This is a genomic window from Nocardia sp. NPDC127526 (assembly GCF_042672265.1).
Lineage (GTDB): Bacteria > Actinomycetota > Actinomycetes > Mycobacteriales > Mycobacteriaceae > Nocardia.
The window spans coordinates 131,417-145,406 of sequence record NZ_JBHXVO010000010.1 but is presented as its reverse complement, the minus strand read 5'-3'; the positions used below and the strand labels follow the sequence as shown (position 1 = coordinate 145,406).

Genomic DNA, 13,990 nt, shown 5'->3' with positions numbered 1-13,990 from the left:
CGACGGCATGGATCGTAGTTTTTATGCGGGCGGTATCGCGGTTGTCACCGGGGCGGGGGCCGGGATCGGGCGTGAGCTCGCGGTGCGGCTGGCTCGGGCGGGGGCCGCGGTGGCGCTGGTGGATATCGACGAGGCGGCGTTGGGGGAGACGGTGGAGGTGGTGCGGCGCGGCGGCGGGGAGGGCGTCGGGTTGGTCGCCGATGCCGCCGATGCCGCGCGGATGGGCGAGGTGGCGGGGGAGGTCGGTGGACGGTTCGGCGGGGTCGATTTTCTGATCAACAATGCGGGACGGCTGTACTACGGTGGTGTGGCCGAGTCCGCGCCGGCCGATTTCGATGCGGTGATGCGGGCGAATTTCGGTGCGACAGTGGCGAGTACGAAGGCGTTCCTGCCGGCGGTCGTGCAGTCGTCGCGGGGGCGGATCGCGAATCTTTCCTCCGCGTACGGGCTGATCGGGCTGGGCGGGGCGGCCCCGTATACCGCGGCCAAGTTCGCGATCCGGGGGTTCACCGAGTCGCTGCGATCGGAACTGCGCGAGCATCCCCAGGTGGCTGTGACCTGTGTGTATCCGGGCGGGGTGAAGACCGGGATCGCGTGGTCGGCGCTGTCGGCCGCGGGGGTCGACGCGCATCGGGCGGCGGTTCGTTTCGACCGCCATGTCGCTCGCACCCACCCGGAGCAGGCCGCGCGAATCATTCTGCGCGGTATCGCACAGGGTAGGAGTCGTGTTCTGATAGGACCCGACGCGATCCTCGCCGATACCGCCGCCCGGATGGCAGGCGGCCAGTACGAGCGGCTGATTCGGCTTGTGGTCAGGGGATAAAAGGGGAATACGGCGATGGCTGGCACGCGGTGGCTGCTGATCGAAACCTTCGGCGGCGGCGAACCCACGGTGATCGGACTCGGCAGTGCGCCAAGGAAATTCATTTCGCTGGCGCAGCTCTTCCGGCATCGTGAGACGCTGGCGACGATTCGCGGGGCGATAGCGGCGACCGCCGGCACGCTGGCGCCGGTGGAGATGATCAGCGACGATGGGCGCCGCCGCACCGTGACGGTGCCGAGGCTGATCACGCCCGAGCGAATGCACGCGGTCCTGGTGTGGTCGGGGCCGGTCGAGGAGCAGGTTCCGCCGCGAGATCCGGTGGGGGCGTGGTACTTCAACCTTTCCACCTCGAAGTCCACCCGCTCCGACGAGCTGCTGGACCTGTACGGCGTACCCCCGGAGCAGCGGGCCCGCGAACACGCCATCGCGGGCGTCTTCACCCGCGTCATCACCAATAGCGACGAGTCGGACGCGCTGGCCAAGGTGGTCAGGTCGGCGCCGGGCACCGAACACCAGGCGGTGTGGACCGTCCGCCGCGACGACGGGGCCCTGCGCGCGGCGCACTTCTCCTGCCGAATGCTCGAAGAACGCAGTGCCACAGGAGAATCCGAAGTGCTCCTGCGCGGGGTCACCCACGATATCGGCGATGCGACCGATATCAGCGCCGCGCCGCCGCCGGTGATTCTCGAGCACCGCGTGCTCGACGCGGCCGCGGCCGACGGCGAGTTCCGAGCCATCGTCGACCTGCGCACCCTGCGACTGCTGCGCTGGATGGGACCCGCCATGCCGGAGATCGCCTGGCAGGCCCTGGCCGGGGAACCCGAGCCGGCGATCCATCCGGACGACATCACGGCGGCGAAGACCATGAGCCGCGACCTCGCGCACACCCGCACCGCCGGGCGGCTGCGCCTCAGGACGCTCGACGGCGGCTGGAAACCGGTCCATGCCCGCGCCGTCCTCATGGCGCTCGATCAGTACACCACCGCCGCGCTGGTCACGGTCCGTGAGGTCGATGGTTAGCGGGTGATTCCGCACGGTCAGCAAACAGACCATCGGAAATGTTTGTCGTGTAGGTAACACCGGCTGAATCCGCACCCCAGGTCACCGCGGACGGCTGTGAAAGACGCAGCGCAACAATGGATTTGCTCGCTTGAAGGCGGGACTCCGGATCATTAGAGTGCGACCGGTACGCACCCGCGTGAGCGGGAATCTTGTCGGTGATCCCCATGATGCCGCCTGGCGCGTCGTTGACAAGCCCTGCCCGCAACGCTGACGGCGTTCGCCCGGGAAGCAGGGCTGTTCGGCGTAGGAGGGCGGCAGTCATGCTCGGACGGGGGAAGACGCGGAGGGCTCACCCTCTGGACGCGAATCATCCTGTTCTCGATACGGTTCCCTCGGCATTCGTGCGAATTCCCTTGTACCGATTGCGTATCGAGAGCATGGTCCGGAAAGCGGGTGAAGTCGCACGGCATATCGACGCACTCTCGGATGTCGCGGCGGCGCTGCCGCCGATAGTCGTGCACCGCCCGCGAATGACGGTCATCGATGGCCTGCATCGGGTGCGCGCGGCGCAAGCCTGCGGCGCGCAGTGGATCGACGCGGTCTACTTCGACGGCGACGATGGTCAAGCGTTCCTGCTGGCGGTGCAGCTGAACAACGCGCACGGCCTGCCGCTGTCCACCTCCGACCGCAAAGCCGCCGCCGAGCGCGCGCTGACCTTCTATCCGGCATGGTCGAACCGGAAGCTGGGCGAAGTGGTCGGTTTGCCCGAGCGAGTCATCGCGGATATTCGGAAACGATCGGCGGAAGCGGCACAGCGGAGGTTATCCGGTGTGTCGGCAATCTCTCGGCGAATGGTCGCCGGATAATTCGACGGTGGAACTGAGCCGAAGATCCGTGCTGGCTCTGGCGGCGGGGCTGCCATTGCCCTTTCTCGTGTCCGGGCGGGCGGCGGGGGCGCCGACGGCCGCTCCTGCGGTGGAGCCGAGCGTGCGGTACACCATGACGGCATTCACCAATGCCAGTGAAACCGATTTGTATGTCTACGAATCCACGGATGCGACCACATTCCTGCCGGTGCGGGGCCCGGCGTACACGCCGCCGGGGGGATTGCTGCGGGATCCGAGTCTGATCCGGCACCGGGACGGGCGTTTCTACCTCACCTATACGACCGGGTGGGAAGGGCAGACGATCGGGTTCGCGCGCAGCGACGACCGGATCAACTGGACGCACCTGTACGACTATCAGGTGAAGGTGCCCGGGGTGACCTCGACCTGGGCTCCGGAATGGTTCGCCGATCCCAATGGGGAGATCAATGTGGTGGTCTCGCTGTCGGACGGGTATCGGTTCACTCCGCATCTGATGACGGCCACCGATGCCGAGCTGCGGTCGTGGACGCCGCTCACGCCGATGGCGGGGCTGGCCGCGAAGGACGAGGTGAGTTACGGCTATATCGACACCACCGTGGTGCATCACCTGGGGAAGTATTACGCCTTCACCAAGAACGAGAGCACCAAATATCTGGAGCTCGCGGTCGCCGAGCAGCTCGCCGGGCGGTATTCCTTTGTGCAGACCGATGATTGGGCCGGATGGGGGACGCCGCGCGAAGGGCAGTCCGTCATTCGATTGCCCGACGGGGGCTGGCGCGTTTTCTTCGACGCCTATGACGACGGCAAGTATTTCTACAGCGACAGCCACGACGATTTCCGGACCTGGACGCCGCCCGCGGAGCTGCCGGGCCTGTCCGGCACCGTCCGGCATTTCACGGTGCTGGCCGAATCGCGGGGTGCGGGTCCAGCGCACAACGGCTGAGATTCGGCATGGTCGAACGAAGGAAATCGCAGGTGAACAAACCGTGACCGAAATCTGAGCCGACTCAGTTTTTCCACGCGCCGACCGGCCGTTCCCGTGCGGCGGACGGGAGCTCCCCGCACTGCGTGACAGTGCACACGGCGAATTTTCGGCAAATGAGTTCTAGCGTTTGCCTCAGCTGATCGCACGAGGTGGTGCGGCAGCCGATCCCATTCACTGTGTGCCCACAGCACTCTCGCTCCAGGGAGCAGCTCGAAATGAACAGAATTCTGCGTTCGCCGCGCCGCGCGGCAGTGGTCACGGCAGCCGCGTTCATTGCCGCGGCCTTGACCACCGGGGTCGCCGTCGCCGATCCCGGCCCGGCGGCGGACACGCATTCCTCCGACACCGTCGGCTACGGGCCCGAGCTGACCGACGAGGCGGCGGCCTTCGTCTACGGGCTCGCCAATCCCGATGCGGCGCCGCAGGGATCCAATAACTGGGACTGCAAGCCCGATGCGGCCCATCCCCGCCCGGTCGTGCTCGTGCACGGCACCTGGGCCAGCGCCTTCGGCGCGTACTCGTACATGTCGCCGGAGCTGGCCAAGGCCGGGTACTGCGTGTTCACCTTCAACTACGGTCGCGCCAATGTACCGGGGGCCGGACTGGTGCAGCCCACCATCGGCGCCACCGGCGATATCGACGAGTCCGCGGGCCAGCTGGCCGCCTTCGTCGACCGGGTGCTGGCCGCCACCGGCGCGAGCCAGGTCGACACCATCGGCCACTCGCAGGGCGGCGTGGTGATCCGCGAGTACCTGAAATTCCACGGCGGCGCGGATGCCGGCGACCCGTCGCGCAACAAGGTGAATCACGTGATCACCTATGGCGCAACGAATCACGGCACCACCCTCAGTGGCCTGGGCAGCCTGCTCGGCCCGCTCGGCGGCGCCCTGGGCGTGGATCTGACCAACCCGACCGCGGACCTCATCGGCCAGGCGGGCGTCGAGCAGCTCATTGGATCACCGCTGCTCACCAGGCTCAATGCGGACGGCGACACCATGCCCGGCATCGACTACACCATCGTGGCCGACCAGTACGACGAGGTCTCCAGCCCCTACAGCCGCACCTATCTGGACGCCGGGCCCGGCGCGACCGTGAACGACGTTCTGCTGCAGGACGGTTGCGGCCAGGACACCTCCGACCACAATTCGATGGTCTACTCCCCGCGGGGACTGTCCATCGCGCTGAACGCCCTCGACCCGGTGGCCCACCCCACCCTGACCTGCTCCGCCAATCCCTGGCTGCTCTGAGCCCGGCACCCGAATCCGCCCGTCGCCCTGCGGCGACGGGCGGATGTCGATCGGCGCCTAGAGGTCGAGCCGCACGTCGGTGAGCGGGTAGGCCACGCACGAGTGGGTGTAGCCGAACCGGTCGTCGGACAGGCGTAGTCTGGCCTCCTCGGCGGTGTGGACCTCGCCTTTGACGACGCGGACGCGGCACAGGCTGCATTCGCCGGAGCGGCAGGCGGCCTCGGGGCGAATACCGTTGTCCTCCAGGGCATCCAGGAGTGGCCGGTGGCGTGGCGTGCGAAAGGACGCGGCTCCGACGGTGACCGTCACCTCGGCGGCCGGATCGACTTCTGCGGGCCAGTGTTCCTGGGCCGCGGGGTCGCTGGGCGCGCCATTGGCCTCGAATCGAATCCGCTTGCGCGGCTGGCCCAGTGCGGTCAGCTGTGCCAGCGCGTAGGGGTAGAGGGCCTGCGGGCCGCAGACGTACACCATGCGATTGTTCAATTGGCCCGCAAGGGATTCGATGATCTCGGCGGTGAGGAACCCGGAGTGCCCGGTCCAGCCGGGCTCGGGCGCGGCGATCACATGATCGACGCGGATACCCGGATGCCGCGCGGCCAGCGTCTCGAGCTCGCTCCGGAAGATGACATCGGCGGCGTCGCGCGACCCGTAGATCAGGTGGAAGCTGCGATCCAGCCCGAGATCGACGATCTCGCGAATCATGCTCATGGCGGGCGCGACACCCGAACCCCCGGCCAGGAACACCAGGTCGTCGCCGTGGAAGAGCGGATTGTGGTGGAAGGTCCCCATCGGCCCCGTCGTGGTCAGCACCCGGCCCGGCACCAGCTCGTCGATGAGCAGATTGCTGATCCGCCCACCGGGGACCCGCCGGACGGTGAGGTCGTAATGGTCCAGGCGCGTCGGGCTGGAGGAGATGGCGAACGGGCGGCTGGTGCCGTCGATGAAGACATTGACGTACTGACCGGCCAGGAACGGCGGCAAGGACTCCCGGTCCGGACCCTCCATCCGGAAGGTCTTGGTGCTGAGGGTCTCGTCGATGATCGCGGCCACGGTCAGCCGCAGCCGCTTGGGGTGATAGGCGTCGATGGTGGCCCGGGTCTCGGCGAGATGATCGCGGGCATCGGGCGTACGCGCGCCGATCTCGGCGATGATCTCGGCCGCGCCGTCGAATCGCGTTGCGAGCGGGTGGTTCACGGTGTTCTCCGTTCAAGCGGCCTTGGTGCGTAGCAGACGGCGGGCGACTCTGGCCCCCGCTTCGAGGGTGGGCTGGAAGCCGCCCATTCCGGCCCAGGAACCGGCCAGATGCAGTCCGGGAACATGGGTCCGGCGTTCGCTGTCGCGGAACAGCCAGCCCTCGGTGGCGTCCTGGTCGTAGCCGTAGATGGTGCCGCCGGGATGGCCGAGGTAGCGCATCATGGTCAAAGGCGTTGCGACATCGACCTCTTCGATGGCATCGCGAATGCCCGGGGTGACGGTCTCGCACAGATCGAGCAGGGTCTCGGCATAGGCGAACTTGGTGCGCGCGTACTCGCCGGGCGGCACGTCCCGCCAGACATCGGCGTACTGCAGGGTCAGCAGGCTCACATGGGTGGCCCCGGCCGGCGCGAAGCCGATCGGCGCGACATCGTAGGAGCTGACACAGATTCCGCGCGCGGGCTCGAAGGTCCGCCAGGCCGCGTGGGTGCGGTCGTCGTCGGTGTCCATATTGACGAATGTCGTGCTGCTGGTGAATCCCAGCTCCGCCGGCGTCGCGTCCAGCCCCAGGTGCAGCGCGAACGCGGAGACGCCGATTCGCCTGCTGGACAAGTCGTTCCGCACCTGCGCGGGTACGTCGACGCCCTCCACCATCCCGTAGGTGACCGGCAGCGCGGCATTGGACACCACATCGGGCGCGGTCACCTCGGTGCCGTCCTCGAGCCGCACGCCCAGTACCCGCCCGCCGGCGGCCAGGATGGCTTCGACGGCGGTGTTGAACCGGACCTGCCCACCCGCCCGCAGGAACGAGTCCAGGATCGCGGCCGACATGGCCTGCGATCCGCCGTGCACGTGCCACGGCTTGAACTCGAAGTAGGCGAACAGCGTCAATGCCAGATCCTGGAACGGCAGCTTCGACGGCGGCTGCCCGAGGTAGCTCCAGTACATCCCGAGCGCGACCTTGATCCGATCGTCGTCGAAGAACTCGTCCAGCACGTCCTTGACCGGCCGCAGCCCGTACCGGAACAGCATCGGGTCGAGCTGCTCGACCGGCATGCCGCGCATGGCGGCGATCTGCCAGAACGTCACCTGCTTCAGCAGGTCGAAGAATTTCGCCACCCGGTCGCGATTGCCCGGGAACTCGGCCTCGACGGCCGCGATCGCGCCGTCCCAATCCGCCGGCAGCGTCAGATCCAGCTGTCCGGGAATCACCGCCCGGTACAGGTCGTGCTCCCGCACGAACTCCAGCTTGTCCGCGATCCCGAGCTGCTCGAACAGCCCCTCGCGCAATGACATCGGCTGGCCGTCCACGCCCACGCCGGACAGCTGGTGCAGCGCCACCTCGAACTCGAAACGCCCTCGGCGGAACGAGGTTCCGCACCCGCCGGGAATATTGTGCCGCTCCAGCAACAGGGTTCGGGCACCGGCGCGCTGCAGGGTCGCGGCCGCGGTCAGCCCGGCATTGCCGGCGCCGATGACAATGGCGTCGAAATCGCTCATGCCCCGGCCGCCTCGCGCTGCGCCTGCGCGATGGCCTCGGCCTTGATCTGCTCGAACTGCGCGCCCATGGCCTCGGCCAGCGCGGTCGCCGCGGACAGCGGCCGCACCATGACCATGAAGTCGTCGATCCTGCCGTCGGCGTCGAAGTGCAGGAAATCGCAGCCGGTCAGCTGCTTGCCGGCGACCTCGGCCTCGAACACGAAGGCATGATCGCGGCCATTGGCGTCGGCGATCTCGCGCACGTAGCGGAAGTTCTCGAACACCCGCATCACCCCGCGCAGGATGGCGGCGGTAATGGCCTTGCCCGGATACGGCTGGAACGCCACCGGACTGGTGAACACCACATTGTCGGCCAGCAACTCCTCGATCGCCGCCGCGTCCCGTGCCTCCACGGCTGCCCGGAAGGGGTGCATAACGCCACCTCGCATAGTCAATTAGTTGAATAGGTGACTCGAACCGTAGCGTCGAGAGTCCGTTGATGTCCAGGGTTGAATAAGCAAAAAATTGAATACTCACCTCGGGTGGTAGCCTGACCCGATGGCGCTACGACACGCGGTGCTGGCCGCCCTGCTGGAAGGCGAGGCGTCCGGCTACGACCTGGCGAAAGGCTTCGATGCCTCGCTGGCCAACTTCTGGCTGGCCACGCCGCAGCAGCTGTACCGCGAACTCGATCGCATGGCCGCCGACGGCCTCATCGACACCCGCGTCGTGCAGCAGGAGCGCCGCCCCAACAAGCGCCTGCACGCCATCACCCCGGCGGGCCGTGCGATGCTGCACGAGTTCATTGCCGAATCCGCCAAACCCACCACGATTCGCGACGAGCTCATGGTGAAGGTGCAGGGCATGGACACCGGGGACGCCCCGGCCGTGCGCGCCGCGGTGGCTGAGCGGCTGGCGTGGGCGCAAGCGAAACTGGCGCGCTACGAACGGCTTCGGGGCCGCCTGCTGGACGGCCGCAGTGAGCCGGCCTACCTGGCGGAGGTCGAACGGGTCGGCCCGTATCTGACCCTGCTGCGCGGTATCTCCTTCGAGCAGGAGAACATCCGCTGGGCCGAATTCGCGCTGTCGGTCATCGACAAGCGTGCTGCGGCGCAGCCGGTACCGGACGGCCAGTTTGCTGAGTAGTTGCGGTTTGGTTGCGGTTCGAGGCGGCCAACTGATAGCGAACTAGCATCGCGGGTAGGTCGGGGTTGTCCCTGGAGGCCCCAGATGCGTATCAGTCGAAAAGCTCGTCTATCTGCCCCGATGCGGTGGATCGCTGCCGCGGGACTCGGGGCCGCACTCGCTCTCGGCCCGCCGGCCGCGCCCGCCGCCCACGCCGACGCCGATTACGGCGGCGGCTGCGTGCTGTACAGCGGGAATCGGGCGGCGACCATCGATTCCCTGCGCTTCCGGTGCAATCCGGCGCAGCAGGACGCCCTCTTCCGCGATGCCTCACCCGGCGCGGTGCCCATGGGCGTGAAGAACGGGTGGGTCATCCGGCCGGTCGACATGCAGGCGTGGGCGCCGGCGCTCTGGATCGGCAAGACCTTCTACACCGGCCCCGACGGCGGCTATCTGATGAACCGGATCACCGGAGCCGGAATCGAGGGCTGGCCCGCGGACGTGTACCGGGGTCCGGCGCTGTTCGACGGCGGCCCGGCCTGGGTGCTGGACTACCGGCCGTCGCCGAGTCCGCAACTGTACGACGAGATTCGGGAGATCACGCCGGGCGTGTGGTTCGGCTACTCGTGGTCGCGGGAGCCGGGCGGACCGGCCCAGCTGCTCACCTTCGCACTGGCCTGAGTGATACGCGGTTGATCGCAAGGTTATTCGGCGCGGCGTCGCGGACCTATCCTGTTCGGAGTAGGAGCGGGCAGGATTCGACTCTAGGGCGTGGCAATGCGGATCGAGCAGGTATCGGAGTCGGTGTACGCCGTCGCCGGAACGAATGTGAACTGGGCCTTGGTGACCGGCGATTCCGGAGTGACGGTCGTCGACGCCGGTTATCCCTCCGACGCGCACGATGTGCTCGCCTCGGTGCGAGAGATCGGGCACGACATCGCCGATATCGCGGCGGTGCTGCTGACTCACGCGCATCTCGATCACATGGGCGGGATTCCGCTGCTGGTCGAGAAGGTCGGCATGCCCGTCTACACCGGGGCGGCCGAGGTGCCGCACGCGCACCGCGATTTCCAGCAGCAGATCACTCCGGTCGAGATGCTCGAGCAGCTGTTCGTCCCGGGCGGGGCCAAATGGGTGATGCAGACCGCGTGGGCGGTCAAGGGCGGGCTCACCACCAAGGTGCCGACGGCCACCGCCGTCGAGGAATCGGTGCTGGCGCAGCTGCCCGGCGGCTTCGTCGCCATTCCGACGCCGGGGCACACAATCGGTCACACCTCCTACCTGATGCCTTCGGAGAAGGTGCTTTTCAGCGGCGACACCCTGGTGACGGGGCACCCCATCGCCGAGCACGACGGTCCGCAGGTGCTGCCCACGGTGTTCAACCATGACGAGGAGGGCGCGCGCACCGCGGCCCGCTCGCTCGCCGCCTACGATGCCGAGATCCTGGTTCCCGGACACGGGCGGGTCGCCCGGCAACCGGTAGCTGTGCTCGCGAATTCGCTACTGCAGGACCGGGATATGGAGTAGGTGCCAGCGGTCCGCGTCCGGCGCTTGCGCATCGAAACGGACGGAACTGCCGCAATGGGTTTCACGGCACCCGCGTGCCTTCCCGGAGCCGCTGATCCGCGGTCGGTTCGTCGGATTCCGTGAGCCGGCCGTCGCGCAGGATCAGCCGGTGGTGGGCGCGCAGTGCGGCCTCGCGATCGTGGGTGGCGTGCACGACGGTGACGCCGCTGTCGGCCGCCGCGTGCAGGGCCGCCGCGATCTCGCGCTGGGAATCCGCGTCGAGTCCGGTGGCCGGTTCGTCGAGCAGCAGCAGGTCCGACTCCTGGGCGAGAGCCTGTGCGAGCAAGGCGCGTTGACGCTGACCGCCCGATAGCGCGGTCAGGGGGCGGTGCGCGAGATCGGCGATGTTCATGCGCTCCAGGCAGTGGTTCACGATGGCCTTGTCCGCCCGGGTCAGTCGCCGCCACGGGCCGCGCTCGGCCCAGCGGCCCATGGCCACGGTCTCGCGGACGGTGATCGGCAGCGTCGGCGGGACGCCGGCCTGTTGGACGGCCAATGCTGGTCGGCGGGTTCCGGCATGTTCGATCGTCCCGGCCGTGGGGGTGATGACTCCGGCGAGCACGCTGAGCAGGGTGGTCTTGCCCGATCCGTTCGGGCCCACCACGGCCGTCACGCGTCCGGCCGGAATCTCGGCCGTGACCTCGTGCAGCACGATGCGGCCCGCGTAGGCGGCGCACACCCGGCTGATTCGCAGTGCCTGGTTTGTCCGGTTGTGCACCTCATCACCTCACTTGTATTGAAATTCATTTTCAATATATCGTCCCGGCCCATGGAATGGCTCATCACCCCCTTCGAGGTCGGTTTCGTGCAGCGCGCGCTGTGGGGTGGTCTGCTCGTTTCGTGCGTCTGCGCCATCGCCGGGACATGGGTTGTGGTGCGGGGCATGGCATTTCTGGGGGACGCCATGGCACACGGGATGCTGCCGGGAGTGGCGGTGGCCTCACTGCTGGGTGGAAATCTGTTGCTGGGAGCGGCTTTCAGCGCGGCGGCCATGGCGTGGGGCGTGTCGGCGCTGGGGCGGAATCCGCGGTTCTCGCCGGACACCTCCATCGGCTTGCTGTTCGTGGGGATGCTGTCGCTGGGTGTGCTGATCGTGTCGCGGTCCGGGTCGTTCGCGGTGGATGTGACCGGGTTCCTGTTCGGGGACGTGCTGGCCATCCGGACGCGGGACCTGGTGTATCTGGCGGTCGCGGTGGTGCTGGCCGGGGTGATCGCGGTGCTGGGGCATCGGGCGTTCGTGGCGCTGGCCTTCGACGCGCGCAAGGCGCACACGCTCGGATTGCGGCCGCAACCGGCGCACGCGGCGCTGCTGGGACTGGTGACGCTCGCCATTGTGGCGTCGTTTCATCTGGTCGGGACGCTGCTGGTGTTCGGGTTGCTCATCGCGCCGCCCGCGGCGGCCGCGGTGTGGGCCAACCGGATTCCGGTGATCATGGCGCTGGCGGCGGTGCTCGGGTGCTTCGCGACCGTGGCGGGGCTGCTGGTGTCCTGGCACGCCGGAACCGCGGCCGGGGCGAGTATCGCGGTGATCGCGGTCGGGCTGTTCTTCGTCTCGATGCTCGCGGCCTGGCTGCGCGAGCAAGTGCGGCTGCGTGGGGGAGGGGCGAATACCGTTGTCGCGCTGGCCATCGTGGCGATCGTGCTACCGCTCGCCGGATGCGGCGGCCCGGGTGATGAGGAGAAGGCCGACGACGTGCCGCACGGGTATGTGCCCGGCGCGGAGGAGGCGGCGGAGGAACAGCCGCGAGTCGTGCTGGCCGACAAGGAAACCGGGCGGATCCAGGTCCTCGACCTGATCACCGAGCAGATCACCGACCTCGGCGCGCTGCCGGGCGTGGAGGGCATTGCCCGTGATAACCGGTACGCGTATGTGAGCGCCGGTGGGCGGCTGCATGTCGTGGACGCCGGTGCGTGGGTGGTCGACCACGGCGATCACCTGCACTACTACCGCACCACGCCCCGGGAGATCGGCGCGCTCGACCGCACCGGAGTGACCGCGGTGCACGGTGATGTGGCGCTGACCGCCGTGCAGCTCGGCGCGCGGACCGTGCTGCTGGATCGGGTCGCGCTGGACGCGGGCCAGATTGTGGAGAAGCGGGTGGTCGACGGTATCGCCGTGCCCTACGCCGAGAAACTCGTTGTGGTCCGGCCGGATTCGGGCCGGGCGGAGATTCGTGACCGTGACGACGCGGCCGTGCGCGCCCTGGGCGAAACCTGCCCGGTCCCGCGCGGGTCGGCGGTCACGCGGCGCGGTGTCGTATTCGGTTGCGCCGATGGGGCGCTCGTGGTCTCGCACACCGAGGAAGGCTTCGCGGCGGCCAAGATTCCGTACTCGCAGCCGGTGCCCGATACCGAGCGCGCCGCCGCCTTCACCCACCGGCCCGGCAGCACCACCCTGGTCGCTCCGGCGGGTGCGCGTGGTGTGTGGGTGCTCGATATTCGCGCCAGGACATGGACTTTGGTGGAATCCGGGCCCGCGGTGTCGGCGAATACGGCCGGTGAGGGATCCGCGCTTCTGGTGCTGACCCGCGACGGAGTCCTGCACGGCTACAACCCCGCGACGGGAGCGCCGACCGGCGAGCTGCCGTTGTTGCCGGGGCCTGTTCCCGACGGCAGCGCTCCGGTGATCGAGATCGACACCGATCGCGCCTACGTCAACGACCCGCGAGCCCGGGTCGTGCACGAGATCGACTACCGCGACAACCTGCGTGCCGCCCGGAAACTCCCGGTCGAGGGCACGCCGAGCTACCTGGTGGAGACGGGCCGATGAGAACCGCGATCAGAGCCGTCCTGGCGGCGCTCACCCTGACCCTGTCGCTGACCGCGTGCTCGGGCGGCGACGGCCGCGGCACCGAAATCATGGTCACCACAAATATTCTCGGCGATCTCACCAAGGCGATCGTCGGCACCGCCGCCGAGGTGACCGTGCTCATGCCGCCCGATGCCGATCCGCATCAGTTCGCGCTCACCGCGCAGCAGGCCGCCGGGCTGGAACGCGCCGGGCTGGTGGTGCACAACGGGCTCGGGCTCGAAGAGGGCGTCGGGCGCGCGGTGACCGCCGCCGCGGATGCGGGCGTGCCGACCCTGGCGGTCGGTGAGCACGTCGATCCGATCAACTACCGGGCCATCGAGGATGCGGCCACCGCCGACCCGCATTTCTGGACCGACCCGGTCCGGGTGCGGCGCGCGGTCGAGGTGATCCGCGACGAGGTCGTCGACCGCATCGACGGCATCGACGCCGCCGCGGTGCGCGCCAATGCCGACCACTACCTGGGCGAGCTCGACCGGCTCACCACCTGGATGAGCGAGCGCTTCGCCGCCATCGCGCCCGAGAAACGCAAGCTGGTCACCAACCATCACGTATTCGGTTACCTGGCACAACGATTCGATTTCGACGTGATCGGCGCGGTCATCCCCAGCGGCACCACCCTGGCCTCGCCCAGCGCCACCGACCTGGCCGGGCTGGCCGACACCATTCGCGCGGCCGGGGTGAACGCGGTCTTCGCCGACTCCTCCCAGCCCGACAAGCTCGCGCGCGTGCTGGCCGAACAGGTCGGCCTGCACGTGAAAGTCATCGCCCTGCACACGGAATCGCTCACCGAGCCCGGCGGCGGGGCCGGCACCTACCTCGACATGATGCGCGCCAATACCGACGCCATCGTGCGCGGTCTCACCGCGCCCAATCCCTGAAGAGTGCCGTGAG

14 protein-coding genes are annotated in these 13,990 nt (G+C 68.3%); 10 read left to right on the top strand and 4 right to left on the bottom strand.

What is annotated here, in order from left to right; genetic code table 11:
- The first annotated feature begins 7 nt into the window (after positions 1 to 7).
- The 5 genes from ACFVIV_RS19475 to ACFVIV_RS19455 all read left to right on the top strand — a co-directional run bounded on the left by ACFVIV_RS19475 (position 8) and on the right by ACFVIV_RS19455 (position 4,923).
- Complete coding sequence (locus ACFVIV_RS19475) at positions 8 to 823, top strand: SDR family NAD(P)-dependent oxidoreductase (protein WP_379198138.1); 816 nt, start codon at positions 8 to 10, stop codon at positions 821 to 823.
- A 15-nt stretch (positions 824 to 838) separates the two neighbouring features.
- Positions 839 to 1,843, top strand: coding sequence for a GAF domain-containing protein (locus ACFVIV_RS19470; protein ID WP_379198136.1), 1,005 nt, complete (start codon positions 839 to 841; stop codon positions 1,841 to 1,843).
- Positions 1,844 to 2,226: 383 nt separating this feature from the next.
- On the top strand, positions 2,227 to 2,691 hold the full coding sequence (locus ACFVIV_RS19465; RefSeq protein WP_379198134.1) for a ParB N-terminal domain-containing protein: 465 nt from the start codon (positions 2,227 to 2,229) through the stop codon (positions 2,689 to 2,691).
- Between the two features lie 7 nt (positions 2,692 to 2,698).
- On the top strand, positions 2,699 to 3,634 hold the full coding sequence (locus tag ACFVIV_RS19460; RefSeq protein ID WP_379198132.1) for a glycoside hydrolase: 936 nt from the start codon (positions 2,699 to 2,701) through the stop codon (positions 3,632 to 3,634).
- 257 nt (positions 3,635 to 3,891) lie between these two features.
- Complete coding sequence (locus tag ACFVIV_RS19455) at positions 3,892 to 4,923, top strand: esterase/lipase family protein (protein WP_379198130.1); 1,032 nt, start codon at positions 3,892 to 3,894, stop codon at positions 4,921 to 4,923.
- A gap of 57 nt (positions 4,924 to 4,980) precedes the next feature.
- On the opposite strand, the gene ACFVIV_RS19450 is transcribed toward ACFVIV_RS19455, so the two are convergent.
- The 3 genes from ACFVIV_RS19450 to ACFVIV_RS19440 are packed head-to-tail and all read right to left on the bottom strand — an operon-like array spanning position 4,981 to position 8,030.
- The gene (locus ACFVIV_RS19450) at positions 4,981 to 6,117 is read right to left on the bottom strand and encodes a 2Fe-2S iron-sulfur cluster-binding protein (RefSeq protein WP_379198128.1); all 1,137 of its coding nucleotides are present in this window, start codon (positions 6,115 to 6,117) and stop codon (positions 4,981 to 4,983) included.
- Positions 6,118 to 6,129: 12 nt separating this feature from the next.
- Complete coding sequence (locus ACFVIV_RS19445) at positions 6,130 to 7,617, bottom strand: phytoene desaturase family protein (RefSeq protein WP_379198126.1); 1,488 nt, start codon at positions 7,615 to 7,617, stop codon at positions 6,130 to 6,132.
- Positions 7,614 to 8,030, bottom strand: a complete 417-nt coding sequence (locus ACFVIV_RS19440; protein ID WP_379198124.1) for a nuclear transport factor 2 family protein — start codon at positions 8,028 to 8,030, stop codon at positions 7,614 to 7,616. The genes ACFVIV_RS19445 and ACFVIV_RS19440 overlap by 4 nt, the downstream gene beginning before the upstream one ends.
- Positions 8,031 to 8,154: 124 nt before the next feature.
- Between ACFVIV_RS19440 and ACFVIV_RS19435 the strand changes: the two genes are divergently transcribed.
- From ACFVIV_RS19435 to ACFVIV_RS19425, 3 genes are all read left to right on the top strand, one after another.
- Positions 8,155 to 8,742, top strand: coding sequence for a PadR family transcriptional regulator (locus ACFVIV_RS19435; RefSeq protein ID WP_379198122.1), 588 nt, complete (start codon positions 8,155 to 8,157; stop codon positions 8,740 to 8,742).
- Positions 8,743 to 8,862: 120 nt separating this feature from the next.
- Positions 8,863 to 9,402: a hypothetical protein gene (locus tag ACFVIV_RS19430; RefSeq protein WP_379198120.1), complete on the top strand. Its 540-nt coding sequence runs from the start codon at positions 8,863 to 8,865 to the stop codon at positions 9,400 to 9,402.
- Between the two features lie 96 nt (positions 9,403 to 9,498).
- The gene (locus tag ACFVIV_RS19425; protein ID WP_379198118.1) at positions 9,499 to 10,248 is read left to right on the top strand and encodes an MBL fold metallo-hydrolase; all 750 of its coding nucleotides are present in this window, start codon (positions 9,499 to 9,501) and stop codon (positions 10,246 to 10,248) included.
- A 61-nt stretch (positions 10,249 to 10,309) separates the two neighbouring features.
- On the opposite strand, the gene aztA is transcribed toward ACFVIV_RS19425, so the two are convergent.
- Positions 10,310 to 11,005: a zinc ABC transporter ATP-binding protein AztA gene (gene aztA, locus ACFVIV_RS19420; RefSeq protein ID WP_379198116.1), complete on the bottom strand. Its 696-nt coding sequence runs from the start codon at positions 11,003 to 11,005 to the stop codon at positions 10,310 to 10,312.
- Between the two features lie 51 nt (positions 11,006 to 11,056).
- Here aztA and aztB point away from each other — a divergent pair, with 51 nt between their 5' ends.
- Positions 11,057 to 13,057, top strand: a complete 2,001-nt coding sequence (gene aztB / locus ACFVIV_RS19415; protein ID WP_379198114.1) for a zinc ABC transporter permease AztB — start codon at positions 11,057 to 11,059, stop codon at positions 13,055 to 13,057.
- Complete coding sequence (gene aztC, locus ACFVIV_RS19410) at positions 13,054 to 13,977, top strand: zinc ABC transporter substrate-binding protein AztC (protein WP_379198112.1); 924 nt, start codon at positions 13,054 to 13,056, stop codon at positions 13,975 to 13,977. The genes aztB and aztC overlap by 4 nt, the downstream gene beginning before the upstream one ends.
- The last annotated feature ends 13 nt before the right edge of the window (positions 13,978 to 13,990 follow it).